Below are 15669 nucleotides of genomic sequence, written 5' to 3' on the forward strand. Positions count from 1 at the left end.
CGTCATATGCTGTTTAACCAGCGTCTGATATCGGCGGGTAAGGCGAGAGTCAATCCCGCCAACAGATAGGTTGAAATCATTCTGCAAAGTAATAACAGGTATCACGATAAATGTGTAGATACCTATGGGTATAGGGGTGGTATTGGCGGAAACCCGGCAGGCGGCGGAAAGCGTTATCGACGCGTTTCGCGGCCTGAAAGCGCAATTTCTGGTGCAGGAATTTGTCGCTGAGGCCGGCGGGTGCGATGTCCGTTGTCTGGTGATAGGCGATAAGGTTGTGGCGGCGATAGAGCGCCAGGCCAAAGCGGGCGATTTTCGCTCCAACCTGCATCGCGGCGGTAGCGCGCGGTCGGTGACCATTAGCGCGGCGGAGCGGGCGGTGGCGATTCGCGCGGCGACGACGCTGGGCCTGAACGTCGCCGGGGTGGATATCCTGCGCGCAAAGCGGGGACCGTTGGTGATGGAGGTAAACGCATCGCCGGGGCTGGAAGGGGTGGAAACCGCCAGCGATTTGGATATCGCCACCTTGATGATCACGTTTATTGAAGCCCGCCTTGCCGCGCGACCGTCCCGGTAGCTGAGATAAACTGTTTTTCAGAAAAAGCCTGCGCGCGGGGTGGCGGTGGCCCCTCTTTCCCGGTGATTGCTTAAAAATCAATCGCCTGTTTCTCCGGTACCGCGCTTAGCGACGGTGGGATCCGCCCCATCGCCATCAATCTCGGTTAAGGGAAGGTGAAATTGCTGCATTTGACCATAGCGCTACTATTTATTATTCCGTAAGCTATGCCCCGTTTCACACTTGAGAAGAGGTTGGCCTTATATGGATTCACTTGTCGTACCGGATCTGGATGTCCTGAGGCGCTGGCTGGAGAAGCTGAATTTGTCATTCTATGAATGTGACTCTTGCCAGGCGTTGCATCTGCCGCATATGCAGAATTTTGACGGCATTTTTGATGCGAAGGTTGATCTGGTTGACAATGTCATCTTGTTTTCCGCCATGGCGGAAGTCCGGCCGACGGCCCTTATCGCGCTGGTGGGGGATTTAAGCCAAATCAACGCCAGCTCGCTGACGGTGAAAGCGTTTATTGACATCCAGGACGATAATTTGCCCAAGCTGGTGGCCTGTCAGGCGCTGGTGAGCGCCGCCGGGGTCACCCTCGGTCAGTTTCGCCATTTTATGCAGCAGGCCGAAGAGCAGATCTCCATGCTCATCATGGAAGCCCGCGCCAACGATCTGTTGTTCATGGGCGAAGAGGATGACACCGATGCCCATGCTCCCTCGGCACCGGTAATCCACTAAACCGCGCGCCTGCGGGCAGCGCGTGGCCGGGGCTATCACCCGGCATTCCACTGCGGGCAGCGCATAGCACGCTCTCTGACACGGCGTGCAATTGCGGGCAGCGCGTGGCCCGGGCTATCACCCGGTATTCCACTGCAGGCAGCGCGTGGCTCGCGCTCTGACTCGGCGTGCAATTGCGGGCAGCGTGTGGCCCGGGCTATCACCCGGCATTCCACTGCGGGCAGCATAGCCCGCGCTTTGGCCGGGCACCTCTGATTTTGCCGCGCGCTTGCTGATTAGCATGCGTTGCGTACCCTGCCGTGATGGCGACCGCTGGAACACCGTGAGACACGTCCGGCGGTGCGTCGACGGCGTCAAGTCGTTATCCTGCCAATTCCCATCGAAGGGTGCTTTGATACTGCAAAAACTGAATTATGCGCTATATTCTCTGCCTTGGGTCGGCGGTTGACACCCTAAAATGCGGTAAAATGAATAATTAGTCACTTAAAGTCGTTTTTTACGACGGATGCTGGCGCGGGACCGCCTGTGCGGTTATGCTGGCGGCAGGCTGAGCGGGCGCCAGGTGCCGCGTGGTATTGCGTTACCCGCTGACGGTGCTCGTCAGGAGAACCGGCTGCTGTGCGGCGGTTTACCGCACGGGCCGCCCTGGGATGCCGGGAATGCGCATTGCGCTTTTCATCAATGACCCGGAGCGGCGTTGCGACATGAGCGCCGTTGTGAGATGAAGGTTTAGGGAGGAAGTTACGGATGTTCACCCCACGTCAATCATGGCTTACCGGTGCGATTGCCGGCTTACTGATGGCCGTTTCCGCCTCTGCGTCCGCAGAGCAAAAAACGCTGCACGTGTATAACTGGTCAGATTATATTGGGCAGAATACCGTCCCTGATTTTGAAAAGAAAACCGGCATCAAGGTGGTCTATGACGTTTTCGATTCCAATGAGGTTTTGGAAGGGAAACTGATGGCCGGTAGTACTGGCTTTGATATTGTGGTGCCCTCCGCGAGCTTCCTGGAGCGCCAGCTGTCGGCCGGCGTCTTCCAGCCGCTGGACAAGAGCAAACTGCCCAATTACAAAAATCTCGACCCGGAGCTGCTCAAGCTCATCAGCCGCCACGATCCTGATAACAAATATGCCGTTCCCTACATGTGGGCCACTACCGGTATCGGCTATAACGTTGAAAAGGTCAAAGCGGCGCTGGGCAAAGATGCCCCGGTCAACAGCTGGGATTTGGTGCTGAAACCAGAAAACCTGGCAAAGCTGAAAAGCTGCGGCGTGTCATTCCTCGACGCACCTTCCGAGATTTATGCAACGGTGCTGAATTATTTGGGTAAAGATCCCAACAGCGACAGCGCTGCCGATTATACCGGGCCGGCCACCGATCTGTTGCTGAAACTGCGCCCAAGCATTCGTTACTTCCACTCCTCGCAATACATTAACGATCTGGCGAACGGCGATATTTGCGTCGCTATCGGCTGGGCGGGGGATGTCATGCAGGCCGCCAATCGGGCCAAAGAAGCGAAAAATGGCGTAAACATTGCTTATTCGATTCCGAAAGAGGGGGCGCTGGCGTTCTTTGACGTGCTGGCCATTCCGGCGGACGCCAAAAATCTCGATGAAGCTTACCAGTTCATTAACTATCTGCTGGAGCCGCAGGTGATTGCCGACGCCAGTAACCAGATCTTCTACGCCAACGGCAACAAGGCGGCGACGGCGCTGGTAAACCCGGAAGTGCGTGACAATCCTGGCATTTACCCGCCGGCGGACGTGCGCGCCAAACTGTTTACGCTAAAAGTGCAGCCGCCGAAAATCGACCGAGTGATTACCCGCGCCTGGACCAAAGTCAAAAGCGGCAAATAGTCCGGCGAATTACGCTACGCTTACTTTAACCGACAGGCGGCTTACCCCCGCCTGTTATGCTTTGTTTGTGGCGACACGCCGGCCAAGCCGGTCCGCTGCCCCCGCCGATACCGGAGAGTGATGTTAGTGAACGATGCCTTACCCCGTCCGCCGTCCAATAGCGCCCGCAAAATGGTGACGCCATTGCTGGAAATCCGCAACCTGACCAAAAGCTTTGACGGGCAGATGGCGGTGGATGATGTCAGCCTGACCATCTATAAAGGGGAAATGTTCGCCCTGTTGGGGGCTTCCGGCTGCGGCAAATCCACGCTGTTGCGCATGCTGGCGGGCTTCGAGGCGCCGACCCACGGCGCTATTGTCCTCGACGGTCAGGATCTCTCCCACACGCCCCCCTATCAACGTCCCATCAATATGATGTTCCAGTCCTATGCGCTATTCCCCCATATGACGGTGGAGCAGAATATCGCTTTCGGCCTGAAGCAGGACAAGCTGCCGCGCGCGGAGATTAAGCAGCGGGTGGCAGAGATGCTGGCGATGGTGCATATGCAGGAATTTGCGGCGCGCAAGCCGCATCAGCTTTCCGGCGGCCAGCGCCAGCGGGTGGCCCTGGCGCGCAGCCTGGCCAAACGGCCCAAGCTTTTGCTGCTGGATGAACCCATGGGGGCGCTGGATAAAAAGCTGCGTGACCGCATGCAGCTGGAAGTGGTGGATATCCTTGAGCGGGTCGGCGTGACCTGCGTCATGGTGACCCACGATCAGGAAGAAGCGATGACCATGGCGGGCCGTATTGCCATCATGAACCGCGGCAAGTTTGTGCAAATCGGCGAGCCGGAGGAAATTTATGAGCATCCTAACAGCCGCTTTAGCGCCGAGTTTATCGGCTCGGTCAATATGTTCGAGGGGTTGCTGAAAGCGCGTTCGGACGACGCGCTTATCCTGCAGAGCCCGGGCCTGCTGTCGCCATTGCGGGTCAACAACGATGTCTCGGTGGTGGACGGCGTCCCGGTTCATGTCGCGTTGCGGCCGGAGAAAATCATGCTCTGCGAGGGCGCGCCGGAGGACGGCTGTAACTTCGCCGTGGGGGAGGTTATCAATATCGCCTACCTGGGAGATTTGTCCATTTATCACGTCCGCCTGAACAGCGGACAGATCATCAGCGCCCAATTGACCAATGCCCACCGTTACCGTAAAGGCGCGCCCACCTGGGGCGACCAGGTAAACCTGTGCTGGGATGCGGACAGCTGTATTGTGCTTACGGTTTAGGGGAGGGGGTGATGTCCAACGCTAATCCTAAATCGCCGGCCGGGGGTACGCGGCGCGTGGTGATCCCGGGCTTGCTGACACGCTGGCAGATGGCCCACGGCCGCAAGGTGGTGATCCTGCTGCCTTACCTGTGGCTGCTGCTGTTGTTCATGCTACCGTTTTTGATCGTGTTTAAAATCAGTCTGGCCGAAATGGCGCGCGCGATCCCGCCCTACACCGATCTGGTCAGCTGGCTGGACGGCACCCTGTCGATTTCGCTCAATCTGGCCAATTTCATCCAGCTGCTGGACGACCCGCTGTATATCGAAGCCTATCTGCAATCTTTGCAGGTGGCGGCGGTGTCGACGTTCTTCTGCCTGCTGCTGGGTTATCCCATGGCCTGGGCGGTGGCGCACAGCCGGGCATCCACCCGTAACATTCTGTTGCTACTGGTTATTTTGCCGTCATGGACCTCGTTCCTGATCCGGGTATATGCCTGGATGGGCATCTTAAAAAACAACGGCGTGCTGAATAATGTGCTGATGTGGCTCGGGGTTATCGACCAGCCGCTGGTAATACTGCATACCAACCTGGCGGTCTACATCGGCGTGGTCTATGCCTATTTACCCTTTATGATCCTGCCCATCTATACCGCGCTGACCCGATTGGATTATTCGCTGGTGGAAGCCTCGCTGGATTTGGGCGCCCGGCCGCTGAAAACTTTTTTTCAGGTAATTGTGCCGCTGACCAAAGGGGGCATTATCGCCGGCTCGATGCTGGTATTTATTCCGGCGGTAGGGGAGTACGTGATCCCTGAGCTGCTCGGCGGGCCGGACAGCATCATGATCGGCCGCATCTTGTGGCAGGAGTTTTTCAATAACCGCGACTGGCCGGTGGCCTCAGCGGTTGCGGTGGTGATGCTGCTCGTGTTAATAGCGCCCATCATGTGGTTCCATAAACACCAGAACAGAGCCATGGGAGATCACCGATGAATACCTTACCGGTCGTCCGTTCGCCCTGGCGCATCCTGATTTTAGTGGTGGGCTACACCTTTTTATACGCACCGATGCTGATGTTGGTGATTTATTCGTTTAACAGCTCGCGGCTGGTGACGGTCTGGGCCGGCTGGTCCACGCAGTGGTACCACGTGCTGGTGCACGACGACGCAATGATTAGCGCCGTGACGCTGAGTATGACGCTGGCGGCGTCCACGGCCACGATGGCGGCGGTGCTGGGGACCCTGGCGGCGGTGGTTATCGTCCGCTTCGGCCGCTTTCGCGGCGCCAGCGGTTTCGCCTTTATGCTAACCGCGCCGCTGGTCATGCCGGATGTGATTACCGGATTGTCGCTGCTGCTGCTGTTTGTCGCGCTGGGGCACGCCATAGGCTGGCCCGCCGAGCGCGGCATGTTCACCATCTGGCTGGCGCATGTGACCTTTTGTACCGCTTACGTGGCGGTGGTGGTGAGTTCACGCCTGCGCGAGCTGGATAACTCTATCGAAGAGGCGGCGATGGATTTGGGCGCCACGCCGGTGAAGGTGTTTTTCATCATTACGCTGCCGATGATCGCGCCGGCTATCATCTCCGGCTGGCTACTGGCGTTTACCCTGTCGCTCGACGATTTGGTGATCGCCAGTTTTGTCGCCGGTCCCGGCTCCACGACGCTACCGATGCTGGTTTTCTCCAGCGTGCGCATGGGGGTAAACCCGGAGATCAATGCCCTGGCGACGCTTATCCTGGGCGTGGTGGGTGTTATAGGTCTGATAGCCTGGTGGTTGATGTCCCGTAAGGAAAAACAGCACCAGCGCGATCGCCAGCGCGCCGCGCGTGGCTGATTGACCGGATCGCTGCTACTCTTTAGGGGTGCGCCGGCGGCAAACGGCGTGAGCGTGGAGGAGAAAGGCGATGTCGGAGATACTGAGAAACAGCACGACCGTGGGTGCCCGTCCCCGGATCCGGGTGCCTGTCGGCGCGCCGGTGGCAGTGATGATAGCCGGCATCGCGCTGATTACCATTCGCTGCCTGGACGTGGTGCTGTTGTTCAATGCGTTCGGCGTCAACGGGATGCACAGTTTCGTCAACCATAGCAGCCGCGCCTGGGATTTGACCGGGCTGTTCCTGGCCAGTTTGACCATGGTGTTTATTGAAATCCGCTGCGGCTTTGGCGTTATGCGCGCCGTGCCCTGGACCCGCTGGTGTTACCTCGGTTGCCAAATCTTGAGCGCCCTGTATCTGTTCTTCGCCACCTGGCGCGGCTTTTATCCAGAGATGTTTATGCTACCGGGTGATACCGCCGGGCAAATCAGCTATCAGGTTCTGATGCTGAAATTGCCGGATCTGTTGATTATTGCGCTGCTGTTCGGCGCCCCGTCCAGCCGCCGCTTTTTTGCCCGCCATAGATGATTTGACGCGGGGGCGGTGCTACAATGCGCCCCCGTTACGCTTGCCACTACCCGATACCGCCCATGCACTGCGATCTCTTCACTACCGAACGTTGCCGCTCTTGCCAGTGGCTTGCCATGCCTTATGGTCAGCAGCTTGCGGAAAAACAGCGCCAGCTGGCGGCGCTTTTGCCCAATGTGCCGGCGGCATGCTGGCAGCCGGCCATGGGCTCGGCGCCGCAGGGGATGCGCAATAAGGCCAAAATGGTGGTGAGCGGCAGCGTGGAGCGGCCGCTGCTGGGCATTGCCGATGCCGACGGCGGCGTTGATTTGTGCGCCTGCCCGCTGTATCCGGCAAGCTTCGCGCCGGTGTTCGCCGTCTTGAAACAGTTTATCCCGCGCGCGGGTCTGACCCCCTATCATGTGGCGCGCCGGCGCGGCGAATTGAAGTTCCTGCTGCTGACGGAAAGCCGGCTCGATGGCGCCATGATGCTGCGCTTCGTGCTGCGATCCGAAGTTAAGCTGGCGCAGCTACGGGCGGCGTTGCCCTGGTTGCAGGCGCGATTGCCGTAGTTGAAGGTTATCTCGGTTAACCTGCAGCCGGTGCCGATGGCGGTGCTGGAAGGCGAGCGGGAAATCCTGTTGACGCCGGCGCGTGCGCTGGAGGAGCGGCTCAACGGCGTGCCGCTGTATATTCGGCCGCAAAGTTTCTTTCAGACTAACCCGCAGGTCGCCGCCGGGCTGTATGCCACCGCCCGGGATTGGGTCGCCGCGTTGCCGGTGACCCGGCTTTGGGATTTGTTTTGCGGCGTCGGCGGCTTCGGTCTACACCTGTGTCGTCCCGGCATGGAACTCACCGGCATTGAAATCAGCGCGGAGGCTATCGCCAGCGCGCGGCAGTCGGCGCAGCAACTGGGGCTGGAGGGCGTCTCCTTTCAGGCGTTGGACTCTACCCGGTTTGCCGTGCAAAACGGCGCGGTGCCGGATCTGGTGCTGGTTAACCCGCCGCGGCGCGGCATTGGCCGCGAGCTGTGCGACTGGCTTAGCGCCACGGCGCCGCGCTGGATCCTTTATTCCAGCTGCCAGGCCGCGACGCTCATGCGCGATCTGGACGCGCTGTGCGACTATCAGGTGCGCCGCGTTCGGCTGTTCGATATGTTTCCCCATACCGCGCATTATGAAACGCTGGTGCTGCTAGAGCGTTGCGCGCCGGGCGACGCCGGCTAAGGTCCAGGAGCCTGTCACGTCTCACCTTCGGCACAGGTTGCGCCGTTAAGTTTCAGCATGCGTGACGTGGCTTACCTCGGAGGCAGGTCAAACCGTTGCGTTTCAGCGTGCGTCATAGGGCTTACCTTCGGAGGCACGTTGAGCCCTTGCGTTTCACCGTGCGTGACGTGGCCGACCTTCGACGCCCAGGTCGCACCCGTTTCGAGGCAGCCATGAATGCTGCCGCGGCGCGGCAAGGGCAGGCACCCGTGCCGGACGCCGCGCGCGTCAATGGCGCTGCTCGAAGCGCAATGCCCGCCGCTCCAGCCTGCGCATCAAAAGCGTCAGCACGCCGTTGACGCACAGATAAATAATTCCCGCCGCGCCGAACACCATCACATCATAAGTGCGGCCGTACAGGAGTTGGCTCTGTCCCATCACGTCCATCAGGGTGATGGTGTAGGCCAGCGAAGTGCTCTTGAACACCAGCACCACTTCGTTGGAGTAGGAGGACAGGGCGCGCTTGATGGCAAACGGCATCAGCAGCCGCAGCGACTGCACGCGGCTCATGCCGAGCGCCGCGCAGGATTGCCACTGCCCGTCGGGAATAGCGCGCATCGCACCGGCGAACAACTGGGTACTGTAGGCGGCGCTGTTTAGCGCCAAGGCTATCATCGCGCACAGCCAGGGCTGCGATAATAGCGACCAGAGCCAGGGGATAGCGCGCAGGCCGGCGAATTGGCCCGGCCCGTAGTAGATGAGGAAGATCTGCACCAACAGCGGCGTACCGGTAAACAGCGTAATATAGACCGTGACCAGCGGCGCCACTACGGGCGTACGCAACGTGAGGATGACGGTAAACAGCAGCGCCAGCACCAGCGCCGCCAGCACCGCAACCGCCGTGAGCGACAGGCTGACCGGCAGCCCGGGCAGCAGCGCCAGTAGATAACCGGTCATCAGGATGCCCTCTTGTCAAAGCGCGTGGCGCGCCGTTCGCAGGCGCGCAGTACCGCCTGGCTGAACAGCGTAATCACCAGATAAACGCCCGCCGCCAGCAAATACCAGGTAAACGGCTGTTGGGTAAAGCTGACAATGCTTTTGGTTTGCAACATCAAATCGTTAACGCTAATCAGCGACACCAGCGCCGTGTCCTTCAGCAATACCAGCCACTGATTCCCCAGCCCCGGCAGGGCGTGACGCCACATTTGCGGCAAAATCACCCGGAAAAACGTCGCGCCGTTGCTCATCCCGAGCGCCTGCCCCGACTCCCACTGACCCTGCGCAATAGCTTTCAGGGCCCCGCGCAGCGTTTGCGAGGCGTAGGCGGCGTACAATAGCGCCAACGCAATCACGCCACAGAGAAAAGGACTGACGTCGAAATTGTCGATAGGCAGCGCGAGCGCAATGCGCAGCGAACCCAGTTGCAGGGGCATGCCGTCCGCCAGCGTGACCAACAATTGCGAGGCGCCGAAATAGATAAACAGCACCACCAGAATTTCCGGCAGGCCGCGCAGCAGCGTAACCAGCGCAGTACCGGTCAGCGCCAGCCAGCGCCAGCGTACCGATTCCAGCGCGGCGAAGCCCATGGCCAAAATAAGCCCGATGACCAGCGCGCACAGCGCCAGCGCGAGTGTCGTCCCCGCGGCGGTGGCGATGGGGATGAGTTCCATCATCAAGGTGACTTACTGCTTAAACCATTTCTGATACAGGCTCTGATAAGTGCCGTCCTGCCTTATCTTGTCCAACGCCTGGTTGAACTTCTCCAGCAGCGCCGTGTTATTTTGCCGTACGGCGATCCCCAGGCCGGTGCCGAAATAGGCTTTATCGGTGACTTTGTCGCCGACGGTCGCCAGGCCGGCGTCCTTCACCAGCCATTCGTTGACGACGGCGGTATCGCCAAACACGCTGTCCAATCGGCCGTTTTTCAGATCCAGAATGGCGTTCTGGTAACTGTCATAAGGCACCGCGGTGATTTCGGGGTGCTTATCCATCAGGTATTTCTGGTGGGTAGAACCGTTTTGCATCCCAATGCGCTTACCGGCCAGGGACTCCATATCGGTGAATTTGCCCTTCTGGGCAACAAAGACAGCCGAGTTTTCATAGTAGGGCTGCGTGAACGCTACTTGCTTAAGGCGGTCCGGGGTGATATCCATACCGGAAATCACGGCATCGAAGCGGCGAAAACGCAGGCTGGGGATCAAGCTGTCGAACGCTTGATTGGTAAACGTGCACTCCGCCTGCATCTGTTTGCACAGCGCATTGGCCAGATCGATATCGAAGCCCTGGATTTTATTATCAGCGCCGACAAACTCAAACGGCGCATACGTTGCCTCGGTAGCGAAACGCACGGTTTCCGCGGCGCTGACGCCAGTTGACAGGACGGCGAGTAGCGTGGCAAGGACGGTTTTATTCATTTTAAGCAATTCCCTGGAAGGTTAATGCGATAGATATTGCGCAAACGCGGACGTTTGCGGTTGCGCGAAATGGCGGGCGTCGCCCTGTTCCACAATGCGGCCGTTTTCCATATACACCACCCGGCTGGCGGTCTTGCGCGCCACCTCCACCTCGTGGGTGACAATCACCTGAGTGATGCCGGTCTGCGCCAGCTCACGGATGATACTGACGATTTGCGCGGTGATTTCCGGATCCAGCGCCGCCGTCGGTTCATCGAATAACAGCACCTGCGGCTCCATCATCAGCGCCCGGGCGATAGCCACCCGTTGCTGCTGACCGCCGGACAGGTGCAGCGGAAAACGATCGGCGTAATCAGTCAGCCGCAGGCGTTCGAGTAATCTATCCGCGCGGGCGTTGGCCGTCGGGCGATCCAGCCCGCGAACCCGGCAGGGGGCTTCAATCAGATTCTGGCGCACCGTTAAATGGGGCCACAAATGGTATTGCTGAAACACCATGCCGACATTCTGGCGCAGTGCGCGGATAGACTTAACGTCCGGGGCGCGGCTGAAGTCGAAATGATTACCGGCGATATCCAGTTCACCGTCGCGGGGCATTTCCAGCAGGTTAAGCACGCGCAGCAGCGAGCTTTTGCCGGCGCCGCTCGGGCCGAGCAAGACCAGCGTTTCACCTGCCGGGCAGGTCAGGGTGACATCGAACAGCGCCTGATACGCCCCATAAAAGCAGTTGATGCGGTTAAGTTGAATACTCATGCGAATAAACTGAATAGCCATTGGGGGCAGATGGTAACGTCGCACTAGCGCCGATGCAATCCACCGCGTAGAAAATTTACAATTAGGAAGATAATAATGCGAATTACAGCGCAAAGCAGCAGTCACGGCGGTGTTTGCGTCGGGTTATGCTTCAGGCGGTCGCATGAGCGCTATGGCGCTCGGGAAGAAAGACGGCGTCAGCGCGCCGCTGCGATGGGCGCAGGGGCGCAGGGGCGCAATACGGCGTTAACGCGCCGCTGGCGATGGGCATGGGGGCGCAATACGGCGTCAGCACGCTACCCTCGGTGGTGCCGGGCGCCAGACGATGTCAGTGCGCCGCTGGCGATGGGCGCGGGGGCGCAATACGGCGTCAGCACGCTATGCTCGGTGGTGCCGGGCGCCAGACGATGTCAGCGCGCCGCTGGTGATGGGCGCGGGGGCGCAATACGGCGTCAGCACGCTTCCCTCGGTGTTGACGGGCGCCAGAGGGCGTCAGCGCGCCGCTGCGATGGCCTCGGACGCCAGAGGGTGTCAGTGTAGTTCCAGCGTTTGGCGCAGCGTGCCGGCGGTAGCGGGTGGCGCGGCGCCCAGATAGCGCACGTCGTCCACGACCCAGCAGGTGCCTTCACGTATCATCAGCACTTCGGCCTGCCAGGCGATGTCAGGCCGGTCGCCGTTTTGGTGTCGCGACATCTCCACCCGCAGCGGAATGTTTTTGGCGTCGGTGTTGGGGATCCGGGAAGCGCTATGCACGTCCACCGTCGTCGGGCCGAGGCTATCGCCGCTGAAAATGTCCATCACCGGCAAACGCGCCAGTTTTTGCGCGCTGCGGCTATCCTCAGCCAGACTATGATAGAGCGCGGTACTTAAATAGGGCCGATAGCGGGCCAGGGTGGCGGTATCGGGTTTTCCCTGATTGCCCGGCTGCAAACGCAGGTCATAGAATTGCTGCGCCACGCTATCGGGACCGCCCTGTACGCAGGGGGCGCTACGGCTGCCCACATCATCATAGGCCGGTTTGACCGCGCTGCAGGCGCTGAGGGTCAACATTATTGGAAACAGGACCAGCGATGTCTTTTTCATTGTCGGCCTTAAAAGTGAAGTAAAAGAAAGCCCATTCTTCTACAGTATAGAGAATTATCAGGGGGTTGTAGCACCCGCCGTGCTATTGCGCACTTTACCGTCGGCGGGGTTCGCGACATCGCCCAGGCTCGACAACCGAGGATCATTATGTCGCTCTTATTCCCGTGCGCGCCGTGGCGCCGGCCGGGTTTGATACTGCTCATTGCGCTGCTCACCCTGGCCGGCTGTGCGCCGCGCGGTTATCGTTTGGACCGTTCGCACCCGGCGCGCAGCCAGGATGACCGCGTTACGCTACTGGTGCTGCATTATACCGCGGACGATTACGATCGCTCTCTGACCACGCTGACCCGGGGCCCGGTCAGTGCCCATTACCTGGTGCCCGCGCCGCGCGACGGCCGGGCGCCGACGGTACTACAGTTGGTGGATGAATCGCGTCGCGCCTGGCATGCGGGAGAGAGTTACTGGCGTGGCCGCACGCATCTCAACGATACCTCCATCGGCATCGAACTCGAAAATGACGGTTACCGGCGCGACGCCGACGGCACCCTGCGCTGGGCGCCCTGGCCGCCGCAGCAGATAGCGGTAGTGACGGCGTTGTGCCGGGATATTCTGCGCCGGCATGCCATCACGCCGTTTAATGTGGTGGGACACAGCGACATCGCCTGGCGGCGTAAACAGGATCCCGGCCCGCTGTTTCCCTGGCAGCAGCTGGCGGCCGCCGGGGTTGGCGTCTGGCCGCAGGCGGCGCGGGTGAATTATTTTCTCGCCGGACGCGACCCGCAGGCGCCTGCGGCGGCGGCGCCGATACTGCGCGGCATGGCGCAACTGGGCTATGATGTCACGCCCGATATGCCCCAAGCGCTACAGCGCCGGGCGTTGCGGGCGTTTCAGATGCACTATCGGCCGCGGGATTACCGCGGCCTGCCCGATGCTGAAACAGACGCGGTCTTGCGGGCGTTATTGGAAATAGACACGGGTGCCCATGGTGGCGTCTAACGCGTCCGCGGCCCGCGCAATTACCGCGGCCTGCCCGATGCTGAAACAGACGCGGTCTTGCGGGCGTTATTGGAAATAGACACGGGTGCCCGTGGTGGCGTCTAACGCGTCAGCGGCCCGCCCGATGCTAAAGCAGACGCGGTCTTGCGGGCGTCGTTATTGGAAATAGACACTGGTAGACGGGGCGGCGACCAGTGAGTCATGGTGGGCGAGAAACGTCCGCCAGCAGTCGACGACCTTTGCCAGATCCTGACGGCTAACGTTGAGATGCGTGACCAGCCGGGTGAGGGTGTCAGAGGCGATAATAATACCGTGATCGCGCATCCAGGGCGCCAGTCTGGCCGCCAAATCGGCGGGCTGGCGGATAAACAGCATATTGGTTTGCGCCCCCGGCGCGACAATATCTACGCCTAATTCAGCTAACTGCTGCGCCAGCCAGCGGGCGTTATCATGATCCTCTTGCAAGCGAGCAACATGATGCTCTAGCGCGTAGCGGGCGCCGGCGGCCAGGATCCCCGCCTGCCGCATACCGCCGCCCACCATTTTCCGCCAGCGTCTGGCGGTGGCGATGTAGGCTTCGCTACCGCACAAAAGGGATCCTACCGGAGCGCCCAAGCCTTTTGAAAGACAGATAGTCAGCGTATCGCAGTATTGGCTGATGTCGCTTAAAGGAATGCCCTGCGCCACCGCGGCGTTAAAAATCCGCGCGCCGTCGATATGCAGCGCCAGCTGCCGATCACGGGTCAACGCCCACGCCTGACGCAGATAATCCTGGGGAACGACCTTGCCGTTATGGGTATTTTCCAGACTGAGCAATCGCGTGCGCGCGAAATGGAAATCGTCCGGTTTAATGGCGGCCGCCACCTTGTCGAGCGGCAGCGTGGCGTCGTCGGCAAAATCCAGCGGCTGCGGTTGTATACTGCCGAGCACCGCGGCGCCGCCCGCCTCGAACAAATAATTATGGGCCTTTTGCCCGACGATATATTCTTCGCCGCGCTGACAATGGGTCAATAACGCCACCAGATTGGCCTGGGTACCGCTGGGGAAAAACAGCGCGGCCTCTTTGGCTGCCAGCCGCGCGCCATCGGCCTCCAGCGCCGCGACCGTGGGATCGTCACCATACACATCATCGCCAACGTCGGCTGCGGCCATGGCCTGACGCATGGCGTCGGTGGGCAAAGTCACGGTATCACTGCGTAAATCAATCATACGAATCCCATCCTGCGTAGTGGGCTTGCGGCTGTATTAACGGGCCGGCGCCGGGAAACGGCATTCCGGCCGGCGCTTAACGCAGCCAGTTGGTTTTGGCGAGCTCGACGATTTCATCCCCACGGCCATTGATAATGGCGCGGAGCATATACAGGCTAAAGCCTTTGGCTTGCTCAAATTTTATTTGCGGCGGCATCGCCAGTTCTTCTTTGGCGGTGACGACGTCCACCACCACCGGGCCATCGTGGGCGAACGCCTCGGCCAGCGCGGCGGGCAGTTCGGCGGATTTTTCCACCCGCAAACCTTTGATGCCCGCAGCGCGGGCGATGGCGGCAAAATCGGGATTTTGCAGATCGGTGCCGTCGGTAAGATAGCCGCCGGCTTTCATTTCCATCGCCACAAAACCCAGCACACTATTATTAAAGATAACGATTTTCACCGGCAATTTCATCTGCGCCAGCGACAAAAAGTCCCCCATTAGCATAGTGAAACCGCCGTCGCCGCAAAGCGCTATCACCTGCCTGCCGGGAAAGGCGGCCTGAGCCCCCAGCGCCTGCGGCATGGCGTTGGCCATCGAGCCGTGATTAAACGAGCCGAGCAGCCGACGGCGGCCGTTCATGGTCAGATAGCGGGCCGCCCAGACCGTCGGTGTCCCGACGTCGCAGGTAAAAATCGCATCCTGGGCCGCCAGGCGGCTGATTTCATGGGCCACATATTGCGGATGGATCGCTTTCTCGCCGCTCGGTTGCGCCAGCGCGTCCAGGTCGCGACGGGTGTCGCGGTAATGCGCCAGCGCCTTATCAAGAAATGTCCGGTCCGTTTTTTCCTGCAGCCGCGGCAGCAGCACCGCCAGGGTGGATTTAATATCACCCAGCAGCGCCATATCCAGAGCACAATGGGCCCCCAGGCTGCCCGGCGCGATATCGATCTGAATAATGCGCGCCTTGGGCGGATTGAATAACCCCGAGTTTATTAGAGAGTAATTTTGGCAATACTACGCCGCTTCCTCTGATGCTAATTGCAAAGCGTAATAGTTCATTTCGGCTTCAGTAGGAGGGATGTAACCCAGCCGCCCGAGCAGCCTTCTGTTGTTGTACCAGTCCACCCAGTCCACCCAGTCCAGCGTGGCCAACTCCACTTCCGTCCGGTTTTTCCAGCTCCCGCGGTGGATAACCTCCGTTTTGTACAACCCGTTGATACTCTCTGCCATCGCATTATCGTAGGAGTCGCCG

The 15669-nt window shown here is 59.9% G+C and carries 14 protein-coding genes and 3 pseudogenes; 9 read left to right on the top strand and 8 right to left on the bottom strand.

Going from position 1 to position 15669, the window contains the following annotated elements:
• Window positions 1-127: 127 nt before the first annotated feature.
• From CINSTRO3249_RS05010 to rlmC, 8 genes and pseudogenes are all read left to right on the top strand, one after another.
• Window positions 128-577, top strand: a pseudogene (locus CINSTRO3249_RS05010) (RimK family alpha-L-glutamate ligase); the annotation flags it as partial.
• Between the two features lie 243 nt (window positions 578-820).
• Complete coding sequence (locus CINSTRO3249_RS05015) at window positions 821-1300, top strand: type III secretion system chaperone family protein (RefSeq protein ID WP_074012442.1); 480 nt, start codon at window positions 821-823, stop codon at window positions 1298-1300.
• Window positions 1301-2047: 747 nt separating this feature from the next.
• The gene (gene potF, locus CINSTRO3249_RS05025; protein ID WP_074012444.1) at window positions 2048-3157 is read left to right on the top strand and encodes a spermidine/putrescine ABC transporter substrate-binding protein PotF; all 1110 of its coding nucleotides are present in this window, start codon (window positions 2048-2050) and stop codon (window positions 3155-3157) included.
• A gap of 126 nt (window positions 3158-3283) precedes the next feature.
• Entirely contained in the window at window positions 3284-4420 is a 1137-nt protein-coding gene (potG, locus tag CINSTRO3249_RS05030) for a putrescine ABC transporter ATP-binding subunit PotG (RefSeq protein ID WP_074012454.1), read from the top strand.
• 11 nt (window positions 4421-4431) lie between these two features.
• Window positions 4432-5391, top strand: coding sequence for a putrescine ABC transporter permease PotH (gene potH, locus CINSTRO3249_RS05035; RefSeq protein WP_074012445.1), 960 nt, complete (start codon window positions 4432-4434; stop codon window positions 5389-5391).
• On the top strand, window positions 5388-6233 hold the full coding sequence (gene potI / locus CINSTRO3249_RS05040; RefSeq protein WP_074012446.1) for a putrescine ABC transporter permease PotI: 846 nt from the start codon (window positions 5388-5390) through the stop codon (window positions 6231-6233). Before potH ends, potI begins: the two co-directional genes overlap by 4 nt.
• Before the next feature lie 70 nt (window positions 6234-6303).
• Window positions 6304-6801, top strand: a complete 498-nt coding sequence (locus CINSTRO3249_RS05045; RefSeq protein ID WP_084790116.1) for a YbjO family protein — start codon at window positions 6304-6306, stop codon at window positions 6799-6801.
• A gap of 62 nt (window positions 6802-6863) precedes the next feature.
• Window positions 6864-8006, top strand: a pseudogene (gene rlmC / locus CINSTRO3249_RS05050) (23S rRNA (uracil(747)-C(5))-methyltransferase RlmC).
• A gap of 267 nt (window positions 8007-8273) precedes the next feature.
• On the opposite strand, the gene artM reads toward rlmC, so the two are convergent.
• The 5 genes from artM to CINSTRO3249_RS05075 all read right to left on the bottom strand — a co-directional run bounded on the left by artM (window position 8274) and on the right by CINSTRO3249_RS05075 (window position 12232).
• The gene (gene artM / locus CINSTRO3249_RS05055) at window positions 8274-8942 is read right to left on the bottom strand and encodes an arginine ABC transporter permease ArtM (protein ID WP_074012447.1); all 669 of its coding nucleotides are present in this window, start codon (window positions 8940-8942) and stop codon (window positions 8274-8276) included.
• The gene (gene artQ / locus CINSTRO3249_RS05060) at window positions 8942-9658 is read right to left on the bottom strand and encodes an arginine ABC transporter permease ArtQ (RefSeq protein WP_074012448.1); all 717 of its coding nucleotides are present in this window, start codon (window positions 9656-9658) and stop codon (window positions 8942-8944) included. The genes artM and artQ overlap by 1 nt, the downstream gene beginning before the upstream one ends.
• Window positions 9659-9667: 9 nt before the next feature.
• Window positions 9668-10399, bottom strand: a complete 732-nt coding sequence (gene artJ / locus CINSTRO3249_RS05065; protein WP_074012449.1) for an arginine ABC transporter substrate-binding protein — start codon at window positions 10397-10399, stop codon at window positions 9668-9670.
• A 21-nt stretch (window positions 10400-10420) separates the two neighbouring features.
• Complete coding sequence (gene artP, locus CINSTRO3249_RS05070) at window positions 10421-11149, bottom strand: arginine ABC transporter ATP-binding protein ArtP (protein ID WP_125933119.1); 729 nt, start codon at window positions 11147-11149, stop codon at window positions 10421-10423.
• Between the two features lie 531 nt (window positions 11150-11680).
• Window positions 11681-12232 carry a lipoprotein gene (locus CINSTRO3249_RS05075; RefSeq protein WP_074012451.1) on the bottom strand — a complete coding sequence of 184 codons (552 nt, stop codon included), beginning with the start codon at window positions 12230-12232 and terminating at the stop codon, window positions 11681-11683.
• Between the two features lie 147 nt (window positions 12233-12379).
• Here CINSTRO3249_RS05075 and CINSTRO3249_RS05080 point away from each other — a divergent pair, with 147 nt between their 5' ends.
• On the top strand, window positions 12380-13228 hold the full coding sequence (locus CINSTRO3249_RS05080) for an N-acetylmuramoyl-L-alanine amidase (RefSeq protein ID WP_074012452.1): 849 nt from the start codon (window positions 12380-12382) through the stop codon (window positions 13226-13228).
• A 156-nt stretch (window positions 13229-13384) separates the two neighbouring features.
• Here CINSTRO3249_RS05080 and ltaE read toward each other — a convergent pair whose 3' ends face one another.
• The 3 genes and pseudogenes from ltaE to CINSTRO3249_RS05095 all read right to left on the bottom strand — a co-directional run.
• The gene (gene ltaE, locus CINSTRO3249_RS05085; RefSeq protein WP_074012453.1) at window positions 13385-14437 is read right to left on the bottom strand and encodes a low-specificity L-threonine aldolase; all 1053 of its coding nucleotides are present in this window, start codon (window positions 14435-14437) and stop codon (window positions 13385-13387) included.
• Between the two features lie 76 nt (window positions 14438-14513).
• Window positions 14514-15395 (bottom strand): annotated as a pseudogene (locus CINSTRO3249_RS05090) (thiamine pyrophosphate-dependent enzyme); the annotation flags it as partial.
• A gap of 36 nt (window positions 15396-15431) precedes the next feature.
• The coding region (locus CINSTRO3249_RS05095) for an integrase core domain-containing protein (protein WP_143146883.1) at window positions 15432-15669 on the bottom strand (238 nt) is incomplete at its 5' end.

This window comes from Candidatus Sodalis sp. SoCistrobi (assembly GCF_900143145.1).
Lineage (GTDB): Bacteria > Pseudomonadota > Gammaproteobacteria > Enterobacterales > Enterobacteriaceae > SoCistrobi.

Coding starts and splice junctions, on each gene's coding strand:
- ltaE (WP_074012453.1), bottom strand. CDS start 14,437: ATGATTGATTTACGCAGTGATACCGTGACTTTGCCCACCGACGCCATG.
- potH (WP_074012445.1), top strand. CDS start 4,432: ATGTCCAACGCTAATCCTAAATCGCCGGCCGGGGGTACGCGGCGCGTG.
- artQ (WP_074012448.1), bottom strand. CDS start 9,658: ATGATGGAACTCATCCCCATCGCCACCGCCGCGGGGACGACACTCGCG.
- artP (WP_125933119.1), bottom strand. CDS start 11,149: ATGAGTATTCAACTTAACCGCATCAACTGCTTTTATGGGGCGTATCAG.
- CINSTRO3249_RS05075 (WP_074012451.1), bottom strand. CDS start 12,232: ATGAAAAAGACATCGCTGGTCCTGTTTCCAATAATGTTGACCCTCAGC.
- artJ (WP_074012449.1), bottom strand. CDS start 10,399: ATGAATAAAACCGTCCTTGCCACGCTACTCGCCGTCCTGTCAACTGGC.
- CINSTRO3249_RS05045 (WP_084790116.1), top strand. CDS start 6,304: ATGTCGGAGATACTGAGAAACAGCACGACCGTGGGTGCCCGTCCCCGG.
- potI (WP_074012446.1), top strand. CDS start 5,388: ATGAATACCTTACCGGTCGTCCGTTCGCCCTGGCGCATCCTGATTTTA.
- artM (WP_074012447.1), bottom strand. CDS start 8,942: ATGACCGGTTATCTACTGGCGCTGCTGCCCGGGCTGCCGGTCAGCCTG.
- CINSTRO3249_RS05015 (WP_074012442.1), top strand. CDS start 821: ATGGATTCACTTGTCGTACCGGATCTGGATGTCCTGAGGCGCTGGCTG.
- potF (WP_074012444.1), top strand. CDS start 2,048: ATGTTCACCCCACGTCAATCATGGCTTACCGGTGCGATTGCCGGCTTA.
- CINSTRO3249_RS05080 (WP_074012452.1), top strand. CDS start 12,380: ATGTCGCTCTTATTCCCGTGCGCGCCGTGGCGCCGGCCGGGTTTGATA.